This window comes from Oerskovia sp. USHLN155, from assembly GCF_037145535.1.
Taxonomy (GTDB): Bacteria; Actinomycetota; Actinomycetes; order Actinomycetales; family Cellulomonadaceae; genus Oerskovia; species Oerskovia rustica.
In genome coordinates, this window is sequence record NZ_JBBCXG010000006.1 from 1 (window position 1) to 19,520 (window position 19,520).

The 19,520-nt window shown below is 73.2% G+C and carries 17 protein-coding genes; 5 read left to right on the forward strand and 12 right to left on the reverse strand.

The annotated features are described in order from the left end of the window. Positions 1-187 precede the first annotated feature (187 nt). From WFH32_RS09570 to WFH32_RS09590, 5 genes are all read right to left on the reverse strand, one after another. The gene (locus WFH32_RS09570) at positions 188-2,314 is read right to left on the reverse strand and encodes a 3-hydroxyacyl-CoA dehydrogenase NAD-binding domain-containing protein (RefSeq protein WP_336707160.1); all 2,127 of its coding nucleotides are present in this window, start codon (positions 2,312-2,314) and stop codon (positions 188-190) included. Between the two features lie 3 nt (positions 2,315-2,317). Beyond that, positions 2,318-3,580 carry a thiolase family protein gene (locus WFH32_RS09575; RefSeq protein WP_336707161.1) on the reverse strand — a complete coding sequence of 421 codons (1,263 nt, stop codon included), beginning with the start codon at positions 3,578-3,580 and terminating at the stop codon, positions 2,318-2,320. A gap of 232 nt (positions 3,581-3,812) precedes the next feature. Further along, positions 3,813-4,859: a lipid II:glycine glycyltransferase FemX gene (locus WFH32_RS09580; RefSeq protein ID WP_191795273.1), complete on the reverse strand. Its 1,047-nt coding sequence runs from the start codon at positions 4,857-4,859 to the stop codon at positions 3,813-3,815. Between the two features lie 65 nt (positions 4,860-4,924). Continuing rightward, a complete protein-coding gene (locus WFH32_RS09585) occupies positions 4,925-6,382 on the reverse strand; it encodes a ribonuclease D (protein ID WP_336707163.1) in 1,458 nt (485 codons plus the stop codon). Next, positions 6,379-6,972, reverse strand: a complete 594-nt coding sequence (locus WFH32_RS09590; RefSeq protein WP_318243987.1) for a DUF3000 domain-containing protein — start codon at positions 6,970-6,972, stop codon at positions 6,379-6,381. The genes WFH32_RS09585 and WFH32_RS09590 overlap by 4 nt, the downstream gene beginning before the upstream one ends. Before the next feature lie 178 nt (positions 6,973-7,150). Here WFH32_RS09590 and gndA point away from each other — a divergent pair, with 178 nt between their 5' ends. From gndA to WFH32_RS09605, 3 genes are all read left to right on the forward strand, one after another. Continuing rightward, positions 7,151-8,596: an NADP-dependent phosphogluconate dehydrogenase gene (gene gndA / locus WFH32_RS09595; protein WP_191795281.1), complete on the forward strand. Its 1,446-nt coding sequence runs from the start codon at positions 7,151-7,153 to the stop codon at positions 8,594-8,596. Positions 8,597-8,694: 98 nt separating this feature from the next. Further along, positions 8,695-9,849, forward strand: coding sequence for a carboxylate--amine ligase (locus tag WFH32_RS09600; protein WP_318243988.1), 1,155 nt, complete (start codon positions 8,695-8,697; stop codon positions 9,847-9,849). Next, positions 9,846-10,637: an aspartate/glutamate racemase family protein gene (locus WFH32_RS09605; protein WP_336707166.1), complete on the forward strand. Its 792-nt coding sequence runs from the start codon at positions 9,846-9,848 to the stop codon at positions 10,635-10,637. Before WFH32_RS09600 ends, WFH32_RS09605 begins: the two co-directional genes overlap by 4 nt. Positions 10,638-10,726: 89 nt before the next feature. Here the strand turns inward: WFH32_RS09605 and WFH32_RS09610 are convergent, their stop codons facing one another. Together WFH32_RS09610 and WFH32_RS09615 are read right to left on the reverse strand one after the other, a co-directional pair. Next, entirely contained in the window at positions 10,727-11,212 is a 486-nt protein-coding gene (locus tag WFH32_RS09610; protein ID WP_191795283.1) for a hypothetical protein, read from the reverse strand. Positions 11,213-11,234: 22 nt separating this feature from the next. After that, complete coding sequence (locus WFH32_RS09615) at positions 11,235-12,173, reverse strand: dihydrofolate reductase family protein (RefSeq protein ID WP_336707168.1); 939 nt, start codon at positions 12,171-12,173, stop codon at positions 11,235-11,237. Positions 12,174-12,206: 33 nt separating this feature from the next. On the opposite strand from WFH32_RS09615, the gene zapE reads away from it, so the two are divergent. Next, the gene (gene zapE, locus WFH32_RS09620; protein WP_442946326.1) at positions 12,207-13,331 is read left to right on the forward strand and encodes a cell division protein ZapE; all 1,125 of its coding nucleotides are present in this window, start codon (positions 12,207-12,209) and stop codon (positions 13,329-13,331) included. Here the strand turns inward: zapE and WFH32_RS09625 are convergent. The 3 genes from WFH32_RS09625 to glgX are packed head-to-tail and all read right to left on the reverse strand — an operon-like array spanning position 13,309 to position 18,234. Beyond that, the gene (locus tag WFH32_RS09625) at positions 13,309-14,259 is read right to left on the reverse strand and encodes a polyphosphate kinase 2 family protein (protein WP_336707170.1); all 951 of its coding nucleotides are present in this window, start codon (positions 14,257-14,259) and stop codon (positions 13,309-13,311) included. The two genes, zapE and WFH32_RS09625, sit on opposite strands and share 23 nt — an antisense overlap. A 13-nt stretch (positions 14,260-14,272) precedes the next feature. Further along, a complete protein-coding gene (locus WFH32_RS09630; RefSeq protein WP_336707172.1) occupies positions 14,273-15,964 on the reverse strand; it encodes a hypothetical protein in 1,692 nt (563 codons plus the stop codon). Then, a complete protein-coding gene (glgX, locus tag WFH32_RS09635) occupies positions 15,961-18,234 on the reverse strand; it encodes a glycogen debranching protein GlgX (RefSeq protein WP_336707173.1) in 2,274 nt (757 codons plus the stop codon). Before glgX ends, WFH32_RS09630 begins: the two co-directional genes overlap by 4 nt. Positions 18,235-18,553: 319 nt before the next feature. On the opposite strand from glgX, the gene WFH32_RS09640 reads away from it, so the two are divergent. Further along, positions 18,554-18,787, forward strand: coding sequence for a hypothetical protein (locus WFH32_RS09640; RefSeq protein ID WP_191795295.1), 234 nt, complete (start codon positions 18,554-18,556; stop codon positions 18,785-18,787). A gap of 60 nt (positions 18,788-18,847) precedes the next feature. On the opposite strand, the gene WFH32_RS09645 is transcribed toward WFH32_RS09640, so the two are convergent. Then, complete coding sequence (locus WFH32_RS09645) at positions 18,848-19,150, reverse strand: hypothetical protein (RefSeq protein ID WP_318243990.1); 303 nt, start codon at positions 19,148-19,150, stop codon at positions 18,848-18,850. 37 nt (positions 19,151-19,187) lie between these two features. After that, positions 19,188-19,511: a DUF2277 domain-containing protein gene (locus WFH32_RS09650; RefSeq protein ID WP_191795298.1), complete on the reverse strand. Its 324-nt coding sequence runs from the start codon at positions 19,509-19,511 to the stop codon at positions 19,188-19,190. Positions 19,512-19,520: the final 9 nt, after the last annotated feature.

The following is a 19,520-nucleotide window of genomic DNA, read 5'->3' on the forward strand; positions in this document are numbered from 1 at the left end:
CACTGGGGCGTGGCGTACGAGGCGTCCTGACGCGGTGCCGGACCCGGTGCCGGACCCGAGGTGGGTCAGGCAGCTCGACCGAGCCCCCCCCCCCCCCCCCCCCCCCCCCCCCCCCCCCCCGGGGGCGCCCCCCCCCCCCCCCCCCCCCCCCCCCCCCTCGGGTTCGGCGTGAGAGGCGCGTGACGCGTCAGGCGACCTGCGCCGGGACGTTCGCGACGCCGTCGGGCAGGAGACGGCGGCCCAGCACCTTCTCCGCGTAGCCCGTGCGGTCCAGGTACGGCGTGATGCCGCCGTCGTGGAACGGCCAGCCCGCGCCCAGGATCATGCACAGGTCGATCTGCTCGGGGCCCTGGACGACGCCCTCGTCGAGCATGTGGCCGATCTCCGTCGTGAGAGCGGTCAGGACCTGATCCAGCACGCCCGCCTCGTCGAGGGCGCCCGGGCCGCCGGCCTCGCCCGTGCCGAAGTACGCCTGGATCGCCGGGTCGACGCTCGCGGGGATGCCGCGGGCCGGGGCGGGCAGGACGACCTTGGTGCCCTCGGCCACGAGCTTCTCGAGCCCGGGGGAGGACGGGAAGCGGTCGCCCAGGTCCTCGCGCAGCGACGTCAGGACGTGCAGGCCCACGGCGGGACCCACGAGGTCGAACAGCGCGAACGGACCCATGGGCAGGCCGAGCGGGCGCAGCGCGCGGTCGGCGACCTCGACCGAGGTGCCGTTCTCGACGGCCTCCACGATCTTGCCCAGGAGCAGCACCAGCAGGCGGTTGACCACGAAGCCCGGGCGGTCGGCCACGCCCACCGCGGTCTTGCGCAGGGCCTTCGAGACCGCGAACGCCGTCGCGAGGGCCTCGTCCGAGGTCTTCTCGGCCCGGACGACCTCGACGAGCGGCATCTGCGCGACGGGGTTGAAGAAGTGCAGCCCCACGACCCGCTCGGGGTGTGCCAGGTCCGCGGCCATCTCGGTGACCGACAGGGCCGAGGTGTTGGTCGCGAGGATCGTGTCGGCGCCGATGATGCCCTCGAGCTCGGCGAAGACCTTCTTCTTGAGCCCCAGGACCTCCGTCACGGCCTCAATCACGAAGTCGCAGCGCGAGAACTCCGTGATGTCCGTGGTCCCGTGGACCGAGGACAGCACCTTGGCCCCCACGTCCTTGGTCATGCGGCCCGTCGAGACGAGCTTCTCGACCGTCGTGCGGACGTAGTCGAGCCCGTGCTGCACGCGCTCGGCGTCGAGGTCGCGCATCGTCACGGGCACGCCCAGGCGCTGCGCGAACAGCAGCGCGAGCTGGGCCGCCATGAGGCCCGCGCCCACGATCCCGACCGACGTGACCGGGCGGGCCAGCTTCGGGTCCGGGGCGCCCGCGGGGCGCTTGCCGTGCGAGACGAGCTGGAAGGCGTAGACGCTCGCGCGCATCTCGTCGGACATGATGAGGTCCGCCAGGGCCTCGTCCTCGGCGGCGAAGGCCTCGTCCTTGGTCGCGGTGCGAGCCGCGGCCAGGAGGTCCAGGGCCCGGTAGGGCGCGGGCCGGGACCCGTGCACGACCGCGTCGAGCTGCTTGCGCGCACCGGCCACGACCGCGTCCCACACCGGGGCGGGGTCGAGCTCGCGGCGCTCGACGACCGTGGTGCCGCGCACGACGTCGGCGGTCCAGCGGATCGAGGACTCGAGGAAGTCCGGCGCCTCGAACAGCGCGTCGGCCAGGCCGATCTCGAAGGCCTCCTTGGCCTTGAACGGCTTGTTGGCGCTCGGACGCGTGAGGATGACGTCCATGGCCTTCTCGATGCCCACGAGGCGCGGCACCAGGTAGGCGCCGCCCCAGCCCGGGACCAGCCCGAGGCCGACCTCGGGCAGCGCGAGCGCGGGGGCGTCGGTCGCGACCGTGCGGTAGTCGCAGTTGAGCGCGACCTCCAGGCCGCCGCCCAGGGCCAGGCCGTTGACGTACGCGAACGTCGGGACGCCCATCTCGCCCAGCAGGCGGTAGGCCGCGTGGCCGCCGCGGCCCAGCTCGAGCGCCTCGTCGCGCGTGCGGACGCCCGCGACCTGCGTGAGGTCGGCGCCCGCCGCCAGGAAGTAGGGCTTGCCCGTGACGGCGACGGCCGCGATCTCGCCGCGTGCGGCGCGGGCCTGGAGCACGGTCAGTGCGGCCGTGAGCTCGGCGATGCCGCCCGGCCCGAGCGTCGTGGGCTTGGTGTGGTCGAGGCCGTTGTCGAGCGTGAGGAGCGCGAGCGTGCCCGCACCGTCCGGCAGCTCGACGTCGCGGACGAGGGAGTGGGTCACGCGCTCGGCACGGGGCGCGGTGGTCTGGGTGCTCATGGGTCAGTTCTCCCCGTTCGTCTCGTCGGTCGTGTGGCCGGAGTAGTCGGCGTGGTGCGGGTTCTCCCAGACGACCGTGCCGCCCATGCCCAGGCCCACGCACATCGTGGTCAGGCCGTAGCGGACCTCGGGGTGCTGCTCGAACTGGCGCGCGAGCTGAGTCATGAGGCGCACGCCCGACGCCGCGAGGGGGTGACCCACCGCGATCGCGCCGCCGTACTGGTTGACGCGCGTGTCGTCGTCGGGCATGCCGAAGTGGTCCAGGAACGCCAGGACCTGCACCGCGAAGGCTTCGTTGATCTCGAACAGGCCGATGTCCTCGATGCTCAGCCCGGCCTGGGCCAGGGCCTTCTCGGTCGAGGGGATGGGGCCGATACCCATGACCTCGGGGTCGACGCCCACGTAGGCGAACGACACGAGGCGCATGCGGGCCGGCAGGCCGAGCTCGGCCACGACGTCGCCCGCCGCGAGGAGCGAGACAGCGGCACCGTCGGTCAGCGGGGACGCGTTGCCCGCGGTGACCTTGCCGCCGGGGCGGAAGGGCGTCTTGAGGTGCGCGATGTCCTCGACGGTCGTGCCCGGGCGGGGCAGCTCGTCGGCCGTGGCCAGGCCCCAGCCCTGCGCCGGGTCGCGCAGCGCGACCGGGACGAGGTCCGGCGTCACGTCGCCGTTGGCGAGCGCCTTGGCGTACTTGGCCTGGCTCGCGACGCCGTACGCGTCCGCGCGTTCCTTGGTCAGGTGCGGGAAGCGGTCGTGCAGGTTCTCGGCAGTCGCGCCCATGACCAGGGCCGTCGAGTCGACGAGCCTCTCGGCGACGAAGCGCGGGTTGGGGTCCGCGCCCTCGCCCATCGGGTGATGGCCCATGTGCTCGAGGCCGCCCGCGAGGGTCACGTCCTGGGCACCGATCGCGATGGCCGACGCGGTCGTGGTGACCGCGGTCATGGCGCCCGCGCACATGCGGTCGATCGCGAAGCCCGGGACGGACTTCGGCAGTCCGGCCAGCACGGCCACGCTGCGCCCGAGGGTCAGGCCCTGGTCGCCCGTCTGGGTCGTCGCGGCGAGGGCGACCTCGTCGATCCGCTCGGCCGGGAGCTCGGGGCGGCGGCGCAGCAGCTCGCGCACGGCCTTCACGGCGAGGTCGTCGGCACGGGTGTTCGCGTAGATGCCGTCAGGGCGGGCCTTGCCGAACGGCGTGCGCACCCCCTCGACGAAGACGACGTCGCGGACGGTCCGGCGCGAGCCCGAACCCTTGCTGGCCACAGTCATGGCTTCTCCTGATCTGGACGGCGGTGTCCCTGAGCGTCACCGCTCAGCGTTGGTACAGGCTACCCGCGGTACCAGGAAAATGCACGAAAGTGTGAGACCGAGTATCGGCAACGAGCGACGGACCCGCTCGACCACAGGGGTTCGAGCGGGTCCGTCAGGGTTCGTCGGGCGAATGTCCAGCGATACGCAGTCTCGCGCGATCCGGGCGCGCTAGCCCCGCCAGGAGCTGTTCTCAGCTGCCGCCGCGCAGCTTGCGCACGACCTTCTTGGCGGTCGGCAGGCCCTTGTTCCACGCCGTGTACCACATCGAGAACGGCACGTCGATGCTCCCGACCAGCTCGTCCTCGTGGGACGCGAAGCCGCGCTTGAACGTCGAGATCCCGTCGTTGAGCAGCCCGTTGACGTCGTAGCGCACCACTCCGCGGTCGCGCATCGCGTTGATCGCGTACCACTTGAGGCCGTAGTTGGCCCGCAGCCGCTGCCCCTCCTCGTCCATGCCGCCGTACAGCTCGAACGACGTCCGCGCCGAGGCCGCGAACCACACGAACGAGACCGGACGGTCGTGCGGGCCGCCCTCCGCCGAGCGCGCGAAGGCCGCGAACACGGGGGAGTGCTCGCCCAGCTCGTCGAACACTCGCTCGTAGTACGAGTCCTCGTGCAGGCCGAAGCCCGCGCGCTCGGCCGTCTGGCGGTACAGGCGCAGGCAGGCGGCGAGCTCGCCGCGCGTCGTCACGGGGCGGAACTCGAGGTCCTCGCGCTCGGACTTGCGGATGTACTGGCGGGTCTTCTTCGCCATGTCGGACATGAGCTCGTCAGGCGTCTTGCGCAGGTCGAGGATCAGCGTCGTCGGGTAGAGCACCGGGTTGACCGCGGGGGCCGCACCCTCGAGCTCGAGCGACGTCCCGGCGTCCCAGTCGGGCTCGAGCGTGATGCCCACGCCGCCCACGTTCTTGCGGCACCACTGCACCACGGCCTCGGTCACGGCCGAGCGCGTCGCGGGATAGCCGACGCCGTCGGGCATGACGACCGGGCCGCGCGGGACGTAGCTGAGCGCCTTGAACTGCGCGGGGAGCGAGCGGACCAGGACCTGGGCGAGGCCCAGCACGGTCCCGTCGGGGCCCGCGACCTGCAGGCGGCGGGGCGTCCAGGCCCCGGCCCCCTTGACCTCGCCCCACCCCCAGAGCTGGAGCGGGTGACCGCCCATCGCGAGCACCTGCTCGTCCCAGGCGGCGCGGTCGGTGATCGTCGTGACGGTCAGGGTGGAGGACTCGGACAACATGCCCCTGACCTTACCGGCGGGGAGAAGCCCCGGACGACGGCGTCGTGCCACCCGGGACGGTGGGCTCAGTCCGTGCTCGGGCCGCCCTGGTCCCCGCCGTCGTCCGCGCGGGTCGCGGCCCCCGTTCCCGTCGCGGGTGCAGGACGCGGGACCGACCCGGGGTCGGCGAGGGCCGCGGCGAGGGGCTCCGCCACGAGCCCGACCTGCCACTCGCGGGCACCGCGCCCGCGCAGGAACTGTGCGACGTGCTCGGTGTCCAGCGGCGTGGGCGGCGTCCAGCACACGCGACGCAGCGCGTCGGGCTGCAGGAGGTTCTCGAGCGGGACGTCGTGCTCGTCCGAGAGGCGCTGCACGACGGCGCGCGCCGCGTCCAGGCGACGTGCGGCCTCGGGGTCGCGCTCGGCCCAGGCGCGCGGGGGCGGCGGGGCGTCGCTGCGGGGCCCGCGCGAGCTCGGCAGGGCGTCCTGCGGCAGGGCCAGGGCCTTGTCGATCGCCTGCTGCCACGACGCCGCCCGGCGGGCCGTGTTGCGTCCCGAGAACGCCGGCAGCCGGACGAGCTCGGGCACCGAGCGCGGCATGGCCTGGGCCGCCGCGACGATCGCACGGTCGGGCAGCACCCGGCCCGGGGCGATGTCCCGACGACGGGCGTTCTCGTCGCGCGCCTCCCACAGGCTGCGCACGACCGCGAGGCTGCGCGGGTTGCGCAGCGCGTGCACGCCCGACGTACGACGCCACGGCTCCTCGCGCGGCGGCGGCGGGGGAGCGGTGCGCACGGCCTCGAACTCCTGCGCGGCCCACTCGGCCTTGCCCTGCTCCTCGAGCCGCTCGCCCAGGATCTTGCGGAGCGGGATGAGCACCTCGACGTCGAGCGCCGCGTAGCGCAGCCAGTCCACGGGCAGCGGGCGCGTGGACCAGTCCGCGGCCGAGTGCTCCTTGGCGAGACCGAGGCCCAGGACCTCCGCGATGACCGCGGCCAGCCCCACGCGCTCCATGCCCAGCAGGCGGGCCGCGAGCTCGGTGTCGAAGATGCGGGCGGGGTGCAGGTTCTGCTCGGCGAAACCGGGCAGGTCCTGCGAGGCCGCGTGCAGGATCCACTCGGCGTCGCCCACGGCCTCGCGCAGCGGCGAGAGGTCGGGGACGCCGATGGGGTCGATGAGCGCGGTCCCGGCACCCTCGCGGCGGACCTGGACGAGGTACGTGCGCTGGCCGTACCGGTAGCCCGAGGCGCGCTCGGCGTCTGCCGCGACGGGGCCTGAGGCCGCCGCGAACGCCGCGACGACCTCGGCGAAGGCGTCGGGGGTGTCGATCACGGGGCCGACGCCGTCGGCGGGCTCGGTGAGCGGGATCACTGACGGTGCAGCCGGCGCAGCCGGGGCAGCGGGGGCGTCGGACGTCGCAGGCGCGTCGGACGAGCGCGCGACGGGCGAGTCCTGCGCGCCGGCCTGGTCCGGGACGGACGCCGCGCGGGCACCGCCGCGGCCGTCGGGCGCGTGCGAGAACGAGGGGGTGTGGGCCGAGCTCATGGACCCACGGTATTGCGTCGCGAGCGCAACGACGTCACGCCGTCCGGGAGCGGCGGCAGACCGGCGGCCGTGCACAGCAGCGTGGACCAGGCGTCCAGGTGGGGTCCGAGGTCGGTCGAGAGGGGCGTCCACGAGGCCCGGATCTCGAGGTCGACGCCGTTCGCCTGGCCCGCGAGGGCGCCGAAGCTCTCGGACAGGACACGGGTCACGGTGCCGCCCTCGGCGAGCGCGTCGACCCCCGCGTGGTCGAGAGCCTCCTCGAGCCAGGTCCATGCGACCTCCCCGAGGAGCGGGTCGGTGGCCTGCTCGGGGTCGAGGGTCGCACGCACGAGCGTCACGACCCGGAACGTCCCGTGCCAGGACTCCTGGCCCGCCGGGTCGTGCAGCACGATGAACCGGCCGCTCGCGAGCGCCTCGCCCGCGGCGTCGGTCCCGTCGACCTCGCCCGTGAGCGCCAGGGCGAAGGGCGCGATGCGGCTCGGAGCCGTGACCTCGCGCAGCCTGACCTCGGGGCGCACCCGGCGGCGGCCGATCGACTCCAGGGCACGCAGGAAGTCCGGCGGTGCCTGCGGTTCTCCGGACTTGATCACAGCGGCACAGTACGAGCAGATGTCCACATCCTGGAGGTAAGGCGCGCGGAGGAGATCGAATCGTGATCGCCGGACTAGGCTGTCCTGAGTGTCCGCCGGCGCTCGTCGTCGGCTCGTCTCGCCGGCGTCCGGGACTCCTGCTCGCCGGTGCCCGCACCTACCCCGAGGAGCACAGCAGATGTCAGCCCGCGCACAGATCGGCGTCACCGGACTCGCGGTCATGGGCCGCAACCTGGCCCGCAACTTCGCCCGTCACGGCTACACGACCGCGGTGCACAACCGCTCCTTCGCCAAGACGCAGTCGCTCATCGCGGACCACGGCAGCGACGGCGACTTCATCCCTTCCGAGTCGATGGCGGACTTCGTCGCCTCGCTCGAGCGCCCCCGCAAGGTCGTCGTCATGGTCAAGGCCGGCGCCGCGACCGACGCCGTGATCGCCGAGCTCGTCCCGCTCCTCGAGCAGGGCGACATCATCATCGACGCGGGCAACGCGCACTTCCCCGACACGCGCCGCCGCGAGGCCGAGCTCAAGGAGAAGGGCCTGCACTACGTGGGCACCGGTGTCTCGGGCGGCGAGGAGGGTGCGCTCAACGGCCCGAGCATCATGCCCGGCGGCGCCCCCGAGTCCTACGAGACCCTCGGCCCGATCCTCGAGGACATCTCCGCCAAGGTCGACGGCGTGCCCTGCTGCACGTACGTCGGTCCGGACGGCGCAGGTCACTTCGTCAAGATGGTGCACAACGGCATCGAGTACGCCGACATGCAGCTCATCGCCGAGGCGTACGACCTCCTGAAGCAGGGCCTCGGCGCCTCCGCCCAGGAGATCGGCGAGATCTTCGCCGAGTGGAACAAGGGCGACCTCGAGTCGTTCCTCATCGAGATCACGGCCGACGTGCTCCAGCACGTCGACGCCGAGACCGGCAAGGCCTTCGTCGACGTCATCCTCGACCGCGCCGAGCAGAAGGGCACGGGCCGCTGGACGGTCCAGAACGCCCTCGACCTGGGCGTCCCGATCACGGGGATCGCCGAGGCGACGTTCGCCCGTGCGCTGTCGGGCTCGGTGCCCCAGCGCACCGCAGCCGTGGGCGTGCTGCCCGCCGACGCCGGCACGTGGGAGATCACGGACCGCGACGCGTTCGTCGAGGACGTCCGTCGCGCGCTGTACTCCTCGAAGGTCGTCGCGTACTCGCAGGGCTTCGACCAGATCGCCGCGGCGTCCCAGGAGTTCGGCTGGAACATCGACCGTGGGGCCATGGCCCGCATCTGGCGAGGTGGCTGCATCATCCGGGCCCGCTTCCTCAACCGCATCACCGAGGCGTACGAGCGCGACGAGAACCTTCCGCTCCTGCTCGCCGACCCGTACTTCACGCAGACCGTCGGCGAGGGCGTCTCGTCCTGGCGCCGGGTCGTGTCGCAGGCCGCGCTCAACGGCGTCCCGACGCCCGCGTTCTCGTCGTCGCTCGCGTACTACGACGGCGTGCGCGCGGAGCGTCTGCCCGCCGCGCTGATCCAGGCGCAGCGCGACTTCTTCGGGGCGCACACGTACCAGCGCGTGGACAAGCCCGGTGTGTTCCACACCGAGTGGTCCGGTGACCGCAGCGAGAGCGCTGAAGGCGACGCGTGAGCCGAGGGGTGACCCGGCCGGCTGTGGTGCACCCCATCATCCTCGGGGGTGATGCGGGTGCCTACAGCCTGGCCCGCGCTTTTCACGAGGCGTACGGCGTGCACAGCACCGTCGTCTCGATCGTCTCGACCCGGAACATGCGGTACTCGCAGATCCTGACCAACGTCATCGAGCCCCGGCTCGACGACCCGGAGGTCATGGTCGCCACGATCCGTCGGCTCGCTGCGCAGGCCACGGCCCCTGTCATGGTCGTCACGTGCACCGACTGGTACGTCCGTGCGCTCTCCGAGCAGCGGGCCAAGATCGAGGACGTCGCGGTCGTGCCGTACACGAGCGTGGACCTGCTGGACCGTGTCATGGACAAGCAGCGCTTCTCCGAGCTGTGCCACGAGCTGGGGGTCCCGCACCCCCGCACGGTCGTGCGCCGCGGGGGCGAGCAGGTCGGCGAGCTCGGTCTGCGGTTCCCGATCGTGGCCAAGCCGGGCGACAACGTGGCCTACCACCACACGTCCTTCGCCGGGAAGCAGAAGGTGCACCACCTCACGGACGTCTCGCAGCTCGAGTGGCTGCTGCGGGTGGCCGGCGAGGCGGGGTACCGCGAGCCGTTCATCATCCAGGAGTTCGTCCCGGGCAACGACTCGCAGATGCAGATCATGACGACGTTCTCCGCGCAGGACGGCACCGTGCGCATGGCACACGGCGGCCGCGTCCTCATCGAGGAGCACACCCCGGGGACGCTGGGCAACCCGGCGGCCATCCTCACCGAGGTGCTCCCGCAGGTCGAGGCCGACGCGCGTCGCCTCGTCGAGCACCTGGGGTGGACGGGGTTCGCGAACTTCGACATCAAGGTGGATCCGCGCGACGGTCGGGCGCACTTCTTCGAGCTCAACCCGCGCACGGGCCGGTCGAACTACTACCTGACCGCGAGCGGCATCAACCCGGTCACGTACTGGGTGGGGGAGCACCTGCAGCAGGGGCGCACCCCGGATCCCCGGCGCGTCCCGATCCTCTACCGGATCGTGCCCGGCCCGCTCCTGAAGAAGTACCTGCCGAGCATGAGCGACCCCACGGTCGCGCCCCGGCTCAAGAAGGTGCGTCGCGTGGCGCACCCGCTCAAGTACAGCCGGGACCGCGACCCGCGGCGCTCGCTGTGGGTCTGGCTGTCGGAGCTCAAGCAGTACAAGAAGTTCGCCCAGTTCTACCCGGTGTCGGCCGCCCAGGCGGCCGCGCACCGGCAGGGCGGCGGGGCGTGACGCAGCCCGGCGAGCCGTCGACGCTCGCGGGGGAGGCGCCGTCGGGAACGACGGCGCCTGTCCCCGCCCCGGTGACCCCGGCCCCGGTCGGGGTCATCGGGGGCGTCGGGCCGCTCGCGACCGCGTACTTCCTGCAGCTCGTCGTCCAGCTCACGCAGGCCGAACGGGACCAGGACCACCTGGACATGGTCGTGCTCAACCACGCGACCATCCCGGACCGTACGGCGTTCATCCTGGGCCGCTCGGCCGAGGACCCCGCGCCTGTCCTGGCGAACGACGCGCGGCGGCTCGAACGCTTCGGGGTGTCGTTCCTCGTGATGCCGTGCAACACGGCGCACTACTTCACCCAGCAGGTGATCGACTCGACGAGCGTGCCGCTCCTGTCGATCATCGACGTGACGGTCGCGGCGGTGCGCGAGCGGCAGCCGGGGCTCACCCAGGTGGGGCTCCTCGCGACAGAGGGGACCGCGACGTCCGGCGTCTACCAGGACGCGTTCGCGGCCGTGGGCGTCGAGACGCTGCTCCCGGACGCCGCGGACCAGGCGGTCGTGAACACGATCATCTACGACCAGGTCAAGGCCGGGCAGCCGGTCGACATCGACGCGCTGCACGGGGTCGCGCAGCGGCTCCATGCCCGGGGGGCCGGCGAGATCGTGCTCGGCTGCACCGAGCTCTCGGTCGTCGCGGCGGACCACGCGCTGCTCGACGACCCGGTGTTCGTGGACTCGATGGACCAGCTCGCGCGGGCCACGATCCGCCGTGCAGGTCACCGCGTGCGCGAGGGCTGAGGCGCACGGCCGGTGCGACGGTGGCATGACGAGAGGGTGGGACGCCGGTGCGTCCCACCCTCTCGTACGTCGTGGCCCGGGGCCCGGCGTCAGCCCAGCTCGCTCGTGCCCGAGTACAGGTGCAGGACGGGCACGTGCAGCTCCTCGCGCGCCCGCGAGGCCCAGTCCTGGTGGAACGTGTCCTCGACCGCGTGCGGGTACGTGACGATCGCGATCTCGCGGACGTCGCCGGCCGCGACGGCGGCGCGCAGCGCGGGCAGCGGGTCGTCCTCGGTCACGGCCCCCTCGGCCTCGCGGCCCGCGGCACGCAGCTCGGCGACGCTCACGTCGAGGCGCTCCTGCGCCGTGGCCGTGGCCTGCGCGTGCGAGGGCTCCTTGCCGAGCACCTCGTCCCACGCCTCCTTGAGCTCGCCCACGCTGAGGTGGTCGATGATCGCGGAGACGACGTTGCGCTCGGTGTCGGCGGGCACGAGGACCCGGTAGGCGAGGGTCTCGTCGGGGTGGAGGGACAGGATGTGCTCCACGTCCACGGCGGCGAGGGTGTCTTCGGTCAGGACGAGGATGGTGTCGGTCACGGGACCAGACTAGCGACCGTCGTCACCGCAGCGCCCATCGGGCCACCAGCGTGCCGTCCGCGTGCAGGAGGTGGGCGAGACGGGGGTGCACGATCGGGGCGCTCGCGGCCGGGCCGTCCGGGCTGCCGGTCTCACGCTCGGCGCGGACGCCGGCGGGCAGCGGCGGCAGCCCGCCCACGATGCGTCCCGGTCCGGGGCCCACGAGCACTGGCGTCGTCGTGACGCACAGCTCGTCGAGCAGGTCGCGGGCCAGGAGGTCGGCGAGCAGGTGAGGGCCGCCCTCGCACAGCACCCGCGCGAGGCCCTGGTCGGCCAGGGCTGCGAGCCCGGCGCGCAGGTCGGGTCCGGGCGTGGGCGAGGGGAGGTCCCGGGCGGTGAGCGGCGCACCCGGGGGAGCGGCGTCGTCGGGCCCGACGACGAGGATCCGGTCCGCCGGCACGCTCGCCCGCGCGACGCTCGCCCCGTGCTCGCCCGTGACGACGAACGGCGGGCGGTCGCCCCCGGCGAGCGAGGCGGGCAGGTGCCCGCTGCGCGTGACGACCGCGAGCTCGAGCGGTCCGCGGCCCGCCCGCAGGTGCTCGAGGCCGCGCGGGACGTCGAGCGCGGTGTAGCCCTCGGCGCGGGCCGTGCCCGCCCCGACGAGCACGACGTCCGCGAGTGCCCGCAGCACGCGGAAGACGCGCCAGTCGGCCGCGTCGTTGATGGTGCCCGAACGGTGGTCGGGGCCCCAGGCCCCGCCGTCGACGCTCGCGACCATGTTCGCGCGCACGTGCGGCCCGGGCGGTGAGGCGTAGAACGCGGCCAGCGCCTCCTCGTCGGGCGCAGGCTCCAGGCGGGTCCCCGCGAGGTGGCCCGAGCCTCCCGGTCCGAGCAGGACGTCCAGCGCGGGCAGCGCAGGGGTCCGTGGGCCCAGGGACGGCGGCGGGGGCGTGGGCGTGGTGACGTCCGACACAGCACTCATCCCGCCAGGCTAGTGCGCGTAGGCTGGATCCTCGTGACTGCTGCGCCTCCCGATCTCGCCGGGAACACGTCCGACCCGTCGACCCCGCCGCGCGTGCGAGCCCTGGCCGACATCCGGCCCGTCGTGCCGCCCACCCGCCTGCTCGCCGACCTCGTGCCGCCCCGCCACTTCGCGGACGCCCGCTTCTCGACGTACCGGGCGAACCCGGCCTACCCGAGCCAGGGCTCGACCGTCGCGCGTCTCGAGGAGGTCGGTGCCCAGCTCGCGCCCGGAAAGGTGCGGCGCGGCCTGTTCGCGAAGCGCAAGGCGGCCCCCGCGATCTACATGGACGGCGGGTTCGGCGTCGGCAAGACGCACCTGCTGACCTCCCTGGCCCACGCCGTGGGCCCCGACGCGGCCTACGGGACGTTCGTCGAGTACACCAACCTCGTGGGTGCACTGGGCTTCCAGGCCACGGTCGACGCCCTCGCGACCAAGCGCCTGGTCTGCATCGACGAGTTCGAGCTCGACGACCCGGGCGACACGGTCCTCATGTCCCGCCTGCTGCGCGAGCTCGCGGACCGGGGCGTCGCGCTCGCCGCGACGTCCAACACGCTGCCCGGCTCGCTGGGCGAGGGGCGCTTCGCGGCCGAGGACTTCCTGCGCGAGATCCAGGCCATGGCCGCGCGCTTCGAGGTCATGCGTGTCGACGGTGAGGACTACCGCCACCGCGCGGTCGTGACCGAGACGCAGCCGCTGCCGGCCGACGTCGTGGCGCGAGTCGCCGCGTCGCACCCGGGCGCGACGCTCGACTCGCTCGACGAGGTCCTCGACCACCTGCGCGGCGTCCACCCGAGCAGGTACGGCGCGATGCTCGACGACGTCACGCTCGTCGCGCTCACGGGCGTGCACCCCGTCACGGAGCAGTCGGCCGCGTTGCGGCTCGTCGTCCTGGTCGACCGCCTGTACGACCGGGACGTCCCGGTGCTGCTCGCCGACGGCGTCGCCGCCGACGGCGGTCCCGGCGCTGAGGGGGGGACGAGCGGGGCCGCGGTCTCCTCGCTGTTCACCGAGGAGATGCTGCGCGGGGGCTACCGCAAGAAGTACTTCCGGGCGCTGTCGCGCCTGGGCTCGCTCGCCGAGGACGGTCGCGCGCTCACGCGGACTCCAACCGCCTGAGCTCGGTCGCGACGTCGAAGTCGGCGGGCGGCCACCCCAGGTCCAGGCGGCGCAGCGCGTCGAGCACGAGCTCGGAGACCGCGATCCTGGCAAACCACTTGGCGTCCGCCGGGACGACGTACCAGGGAGCGACCTCGGTGTTCGTGCGTTCGATCGCGGCCTGGTAGGCCTCCTGGTACGCGGGCCACCTCCGGCGCGCGTCGATGTCCCCCGGGTTGTACTTCCAGTGCTTCTCGGGGCGCTCCAGCCGCTCGCGCAGGCGCACCTTCTGCTCGTCAGGGGACACGAACAGCGCGACCTTCACGACGGTCGTGCCGGCCTCGACGAGCTCGGCCTCGAACGCGTTGATCTGGTCGTAGCGCGCCTCCCAGACGTCGGGCGGGACGAGCTCGTCCACGCGGGCCACGAGCACGTCCTCGTAGTGCGAGCGGTCGAAGACGCCGAGGTAGCCGGGGTCCGGCAGCGCGCGACGGACGCGCCACAGGAAGTCGTGCTCGCGCTCCTCGGCCGTGGGCACCCCGAAGGACGTGTGCTGGACGCCTTGCGGGTCCACCAGACCGATGACGTGCCGCACGATGCCGCCTTTGCCGGCGGTGTCCATGCCTTGCAGCACCAGCAGGACGGAGCGGTTCCCGCCGCTGCGTCCCTCGGCGAACAGCCGCTCCTGCAGCTCGGAGAGCTCGTCGGCGTGCGCGTCGAGCAACCGTTCGGCCTGCTTGCGGCCCTGCGACCACCCCGGTGTGGAGGCGCGGTCGAACGCCGCGAGGTCGAAGCCACGCGGGGCGCGCAGCGCCTCGACGGGTGGTACGTCCCAGGCGGGCGACCGCTTGTCACCGGCCTTGCCGCGTGCGCGGCGTGATGCCGGGTCGACGAGGGCCTCGTCGGACGGTGGGGCCGGTACGGCGGAGCCGGACGAGTGCTTTCCCATGCGGCGAGACTAGTCAGCGAGACGTGAGGACGACAGCGGAACGGGCTCCGACGTGCACGGAGGACCCGCTCGGCGTCGCCGCGGGAGCGCTCGACGCACGGTCCGGGCCGCCCGGGAGGCCGCCCGGCGTGCTCTCCTCGGCAGGTGGCCACTGCGCGGTCACGCGCCACGCTCGGCGTGAGGCGGGCAGGAGCGTGGTGCGCGGCTGCGTCCCGATGTTGACCGCCGTGACCAGCTTGCCCCGCTGCACCAGGACGACCCCGCTCGGCCCGCGGTGCACCAGGCGAGGCGTGTCGTCGGGGACCGTGCGGCGCAGCGCGAGGAGCGTGCTCCACCACGCGTGGAGCCGGCCGGAGACGGGGAGCACGAGGCGCGGGACGAACGCCGAGGCGAGGACGAGCGCCGCGGCGAGTGCGCGGGCGTCGTCCCCGCCCTCGGCAGCGGCGTCGGTCGTGACCTCGACACCCTCCCCGGCCGTGCAGGCCGGCGGGGCCAGGCCGATCATGATGCGGTCGGCGTCGGGGATCGTCAGGAGCCGGCTCAAGGCGCCGAACCAGGCAGGATCCGTGGCGCGCGCGCTCCTCAACAGCTCGTGGAACGCGTCCTCGACCTCGTGGACCCACACCTGGCTCAGGCCGCGTCCGCCCTGCTCGGCGGGGACGAGCAGGCGCGGGTCCTGCGTGTCGCACTCGCCCACGAGGCGGACCGGACGCTGGTGGGTCGTCGTCGCGGCGTCGGCCGTGCGCGCGACCTCGACCAGCACGTGGACCGGCGAGGCGTCCGCCAGGTCCTGGACCCGGGCGATGCGCAGGGCGTCGACGTGGAAGTCGTCGAACCACCGCCTGGCGCTCGACGTGATCCAGTCGTGGACCTCGCGGCTGCCCGCACGGTCGAGGTTGATCCTGCGGCCGCTCGGCAGGTCGGCGGGTGGCGGTGCGGGTTCGTCGGACAGCGGTGGGCCCGCGAGGTAGCCGTTCAGCGTCGGTCGCAGCCGCGTGCGCTGGGGCGAGAGGTAGGGTGCGAACGACTGGAGGAAGATCGCCCCCGGTGCGGCACGGTGGTAGGCCACGCCCAGGGAGACGCCGAGCCCGCGGGCGTGCGCGGCGTCGACGAAGCGCTGCAGGGCCCGGGGCCCGCCGAACTCCTCGCACACGGTGTACAGGTGCGGGCACACGACTCCCGCGACCGATCCGATCGTGTGGAGCTCGACGACCGCGACCCCCAGGTCGACGAGCTCGTCGAACCGGTCGGCGGCGGCGTCCAGGGTGCCCTCCGGGGTGAACGTCGCGACGTCGATCTCGAGGACCGCGCCCTGGGCGGCCGGGCCGGTCCACGCGGCGTCGGTCCAGGTGAACGTCGGGTCGAACGACCGGCTCCAACCCAGGAGGCCGTGCGGCTGGCGAGGGCTGCGGGGGTCGGGCAGGGGGCGCCCGCCGTCGACCGAGAAGGCGTAGTCGGTGCCGGGGGCCAGGTCGTCGTCGGCGCTCCACCAGCCCGGGAGGTCCATCCCGACGAGGCGCAGGGGCCGGCGCTCGGTCCGCGTCCCGGTCGGGACGTGGTCGTCCGGGGTGACGCCGGCCTCGCGGGGGAGGACCACCTCGAGCGTGCGGGCCTGCGGCGCCCAGACGACCGGGCGGGGGCCGGGGACCGTGAGCGTGGGAGCAGGGTCGGGCGGTTTGGTGATGTTGCGGTAGCGCGACGTCATACGGCATGCACCTCGCCGGCCTCCCGGACCAGCAGGACCGTCGCGAACGAGGCGACCGTGATCCGCTCGCGCGCGGCGTGCACGGAGGGCTCGGGCTCACCGGGGGACTCGGTGCGTACGAGCGTGCGCCACCGTTCGCCGTACGCGGCGTCGGGTAGCGTGAAGTCGAGCGGGGAGTCCGAGGCGTTGAGCAGCAGCAGGAACGAGTCGTCGACGATGGGCTCGCCGCGGCGGTCGCGCTCGGGCAGGTCGTCACCGCCCAGGAAGACCATGACGGACCGGGCGTAGCCCTGGTTCCAGTCGGTCGTGTCCATGCGGCTGCCCGAGATGTCGAACCAGTCGATGTCCGGGATCTCGCCCTCGGGCGTGCCGGCCGGTCCCTGGAAGAAGCGGCGGCGGTGCAGCAGGGGGTGCGCCCGCCGGATCCCGACCATGCGCCGGGCGAACGCCAGCAGGTCGCTGCGCTCGTCGTCGAGGCCGTCCGGCCCGCCCCAGTCCACCCAGGTGATCTCGTTGTCCTGGCAGTAGCCGTTGTTGTTGCCGTGCTGCGTGCGCCCGATCTCGTCCCCGTGCGAGAGCATCGGGACGCCCTGGGACAGGAGCAGCGTCGCGAGGAAGTTGCGGCGCTGCCGGGCCCGCAGCGCGCGGATCTCGGGGTCCTCGGTGGGCCCTTCGACGCCGCAGTTCCACGACCGGTTGTGGTTCTCGCCGTCGGCCCCGCCCTCGCCGTTGGCCTCGTTGTGCTTCTCGTCGTAGGACACCAGGTCGGTGAGGGTGAACCCGTCGTGGGCCGTGACGAAGTTGATCGACGCGATGGGCTTGCGTCCCGTGTGCTCGTAGAGGTCCGAGGAGCCTGTGAGGCGGCTCGCGAACTCGGGCAGCATCGCGGGCTCACCGCGCCAGAAGTCACGGACGGTGTCGCGGTACCGGCCGTTCCACTCGGTCCACAGGGGCGGGAAGCCGCCCACCTGGTAGCCACCGTCGCCCAGGTCCCAGGGCTCGGCGATGAGCTTGACCTGGGACACGACCGGGTCCTGCTGGACGATGTCGAAGAACGCCGAGAGCCGGTCGACCTCGTGGAACTGGCGGGCGAGGGTCGCCGCGAGGTCGAAGCGGAAACCGTCGACGTGCATCTCGGTGACCCAGTAGCGCAGCGAGTCCATGATGAGCTGCAGCACGTGGGGGGAGCGCATGAGCAGCGAGTTGCCCGTGCCGGTCGTGTCGAAGTAGTGGGCCTCGTCGCCGTCGACCAGCCGGTAGTAGGCGGCGTTGTCGATCCCGCGGAACGACAGCGTGGGCCCCAGGTGGTTGCCCTCGGCCGTGTGGTTGTAGACGACGTCGAGGATGACCTCGATGTCGGCCTCGTGCAGTGCCTTGACCATGGCCTTGAACTCCATGACCTGCTGGCCGCGCGTGCCGTACGCCGTGTAGCCGTTGTGGGGCGCGAAGAAGCCGATGGTGTTGTAGCCCCAGTAGTTCGACAGGCCCTTGGCGACGAGCCCGGGGTCGTTGACGAACTGGTGGACGGGCATGAGCTCGACCGCCGTGACCCCGAGCGCCGTGAGGTGCTCGATCACGGCCGGGTGCGCCATGCCCGCGTACGTGCCGCGGAGCTCGTCGGGCACGTCGGGGTGGCGCATCGTCATGCCGCGCACGTGCGCCTCGTAGATCACCGAGTCGTGGTAGTCGCGCTGGGGCGGGCGGTCGTGGCCCCAGTCGAAGAACGGGTTGACCACGACCGACGTCATGGTGTGACCCAGCGAGTCCTCGGTGTTGGTCGGAGCAGGAGGGCCCGACGGCGTGGGCGGGGCGGGTGGCGCGTCCGCGTCCTGGGCGTCGCCCGGCTCGTCCGCCGCCGCGTCCGGGGCGGGCTGACCGTCGGGGTGCGCGGCGTCGTCGGGCACCTCGCCGAAGCGGTACGAGAAGAGCGACTCGTCGCCGTCGACCTGCCCGTCGATCGCCTTGGCGTACGGGTCGACGAGCAGCTTCGACGGGTTGCACCGGTGACCCGACGCGGGGTCGTAGGGGCCGTGCACCCGGTAGCCGTACCGCGTTCCCGGGCCGACCCCCGGCAGGTACACGTGCCAGACGTGCGCGTCGACGTCCTCGAGCACGACCCGCGTCTCCAGGGGACGGCCCTCGGCGTCGGTCTCGTCGCCGATCAGGCACAGCTCGACCTTCTCGGCGACCTCGGAGAACAGCGCGAAGTTGGTGCCCGTCCCGTCGAACGTCGCGCCCAACGGATACGGTCGCCCTGGCCAGGTCTGCATGGGTCGACCTTTTCATCCCGCGGGCGTGTTGTCGCCCACGGCACGCCCCGACGGGTGTGCGGGGGATCACGGCCGGGCGGACGAACCGGGAGGAACGGGCTGCTCTCCAGGCCCGACGGCGGCGCTCGCCGCCCGCGATCGGCGTGCGTCATGGCGGGACGCACGGCCTGCCACGCCTGCCGAAATAGTGTGCCAAGCGCGGACGGCCACGCTGGGCCGACCGGACGCACGGCTCACCCGCCGGCCCTGACGGGCCGAGGAGAGCCGGAGGTCGGCGCGGGATCGTGCAACGAGCCGCCGGACCTGCTAGACCGGAGGTATGAGCAGCACGAGCGAGCACCGCACGCCCGACGCGGTCGACCTGAACGAGAGCGACGTCTCGTCCGCACGCATCTCTCCGCGTACCCGCATCCGGCTCGAGGACGAGGCGGACGCCGACGTCCGTGAGGGCGGTGACGCCTCGAAGGCCCCGCACTCGCTCTCAGAGGCGGAGCGCCAGCCGAGCGACGGCATGTCGAGCGGACGGTCCTGGGACGACCCCGACGAGCTCTGACCTGTCGACCGGGTTCCGGGGCCACCCCCGGCACCTGCTGGTCGGCGGGGGAGGGCCCGGTCAGTCGATCGTGGGCAGTCGGTCCCGGTCGACAGCGACGAGCCGCGGCATGCCCGCAGGGGCGACCTTGCTCAGCGCGACGTAGCGCGCCTCGGCCCGGTGGAGCCGGATGTGCTCGTCGAGCGACCAGTCCGGGCCGTTCGTGAGCTGCATCCCGCACGAGCAGTCGATCGTGACGTGCCCCTCGGCGGTGCGGCAGACCTGGCCGATGGTCACGTGCGACGTGTGCGCCTGGGCCTTGGCGCGGCGCATCGAGGCGCTGACCGGCTCGGCGGTGACGGGTTCGTTGACGCGGGAGTCCACCCGTCGAGCCTAGACGCTGCCGGCCGGGCCGGTGGAATCAGTGCTCGTGGGCCAGGCCCAGGGCGTGCGCACGCTCGTGCTCGGCCTCGGCGGCCTCGCGGGCCGCGATCCGGGCGCGCACCTCGGCGCGGCGCAACGGCGGGACCGTGCTCGGTGGCTGCCTGCGGTCCGGCAGGTCCGCGAGGAGCCTCGTGACGGTCTCGGCGATCTCGGCGACCGCGGCGTCGATCGGACCCCGGGTCGAGGCGCTGACGGACTGGACGCCGGCGACCTTGCGGACGAACTGCAGGGCCGCGGCCTGGATCTCCTCGTCGGTCGCCGGGGGCTCGAGCCCGCGCAGGGCGGTGATGTTTCTGCACATGCTCCCGAC